The 1,389-nt window shown below is 43.3% G+C and carries 3 protein-coding genes and 1 pseudogene; 2 read left to right on the top strand and 2 right to left on the bottom strand.

Annotated elements, in window-relative coordinates; all coding sequences use genetic code 11:
- Positions 1-190: hypothetical protein (locus R7Q47_RS24575; RefSeq protein WP_318089857.1), on the top strand; the 190-nt coding region annotated here is incomplete at its 5' end.
- Positions 191-298: 108 nt separating this feature from the next.
- On the opposite strand, the gene R7Q47_RS24570 is transcribed toward R7Q47_RS24575, so the two are convergent.
- Entirely contained in the window at positions 299-592 is a 294-nt protein-coding gene (locus R7Q47_RS24570) for a hypothetical protein (protein ID WP_005459692.1), read from the bottom strand.
- A 244-nt stretch (positions 593-836) separates the two neighbouring features.
- On the opposite strand from R7Q47_RS24570, the gene R7Q47_RS24565 reads away from it, so the two are divergent.
- Positions 837-1,130: an ArsR/SmtB family transcription factor gene (locus R7Q47_RS24565; RefSeq protein ID WP_005459687.1), complete on the top strand. Its 294-nt coding sequence runs from the start codon at positions 837-839 to the stop codon at positions 1,128-1,130.
- Between the two features lie 68 nt (positions 1,131-1,198).
- Here the strand turns inward: R7Q47_RS24565 and R7Q47_RS24560 are convergent.
- Positions 1,199-1,389: pseudogene (locus tag R7Q47_RS24560) on the bottom strand (alpha-amylase); the annotation flags it as partial.

The raw sequence follows: 1,389 nt of genomic DNA, 5'->3' as shown, positions 1-1,389 counted from the left end.
CTTCGATAACAACTTCCGCGAGCTATTCATCCAGCTCGAAGAGAAAATGGCGGAAGAGATGCGCAAAGATCGTCACGATAAGTTATCGCGTTCTGAACGTGGCTGGACGCCACCGCCAAAAGGTTACGCTGAAAACTTTGACGGTGAAAACGTGCAAGATATTACGCCACCAAAAGAAGAAGCGATTTAACGCAAAAACAGAAATACAAAAACCTCCCACCATTGGGAGGTTTTTTTGTCGGTTGTACGTCAGCACGCAGCCCTAAATCACCACAGTGACTTTCATCTATAATGAAAGCTACATGAGGTCATTCATCAAAATCTCATACTCTTCATTCGCTTCTTCAACTAAATGAGAAAGCTCTAACGCGTCGGTAACTGCAAGATTGAACTGCCACGGGGTTGCGTCTTCTTTGCCACAAATTCGAGTTTCACACCCACGACTTTCAAAAGATAAATCATCAAACTCGGTCGTATGACGCTCTTCAAGTTCGATAATTTCAACTTCCAATCTTCCAACAGGGTTTACTTTAACGTGCGCGTGTAACTCTGAACTGCTAGACAAACAATAATCTCGATGAACTGCAATCATGGCCGCCTCCTTGTTCTGCCAACTGACAACTCATCAAAGAGTGTAGGAGAGGAAGTTTGAACGTGGGGTGAAATAATAATGAAGATTGATCTGTCTCATTGGAGGAAACAATTTTTGTCATCACAGTATGAGTCGGTATGAAACTCGCCTGAAATCACACAGAGTCAAACCAGAAAAGTTGGCATTCAAGGCGAGTTTCCCTATTATCGAAACACATTTAACGTTGGTCAGTTTAGAGGTCAGTATGGAGCTAGAAGCCGTCGCTAAAGCATTAAAAGAATTAGGGCACCCTACCCGTCTATGCATTTATAAAGAAGTCGTTAAAGCTGGCTACAAAGGCATTGCGGTAGGCGGTGTGCAAGAAAAACTCGGTATTCCTGCATCCACACTTTCTCATCATATTTCCAGTTTAGCCTCTGCAGGACTCATTACTCAGCGCCGTGAAGGCCGCATTCTTTTTTGTGTTGCTGAATACGAATGTTTGGACGATGTCATCGACTTTCTTCGTGCCGAATGTTGCGTGAATGAATGCCAATAACGGCTTTGACGATTCAAATAAAAACGAGCTCCTATTGAGCTCATTTTTATTGTCTTCTGTCGCCGCTTTTATTTTTGCACCAATAACATGAACGACTTTGCCGGAACCTTCAGTTCTATCCCGGCTTTAACGCTTTGATCTGACATCAAATCGAACCAATCACACTCAGTCTTTAACGATAGCGATTGTGCGCGTGCGGATTTGTTTAGCACCACAATGCCTTTCTCTCCGCGTTTTAGCACTAGCATATCATCATTCC

The sequence above is a fragment of the Vibrio sp. Vb0349 genome (assembly GCF_033338975.1).
This window is presented reverse-complemented; position numbering and strand designations above follow the sequence as displayed.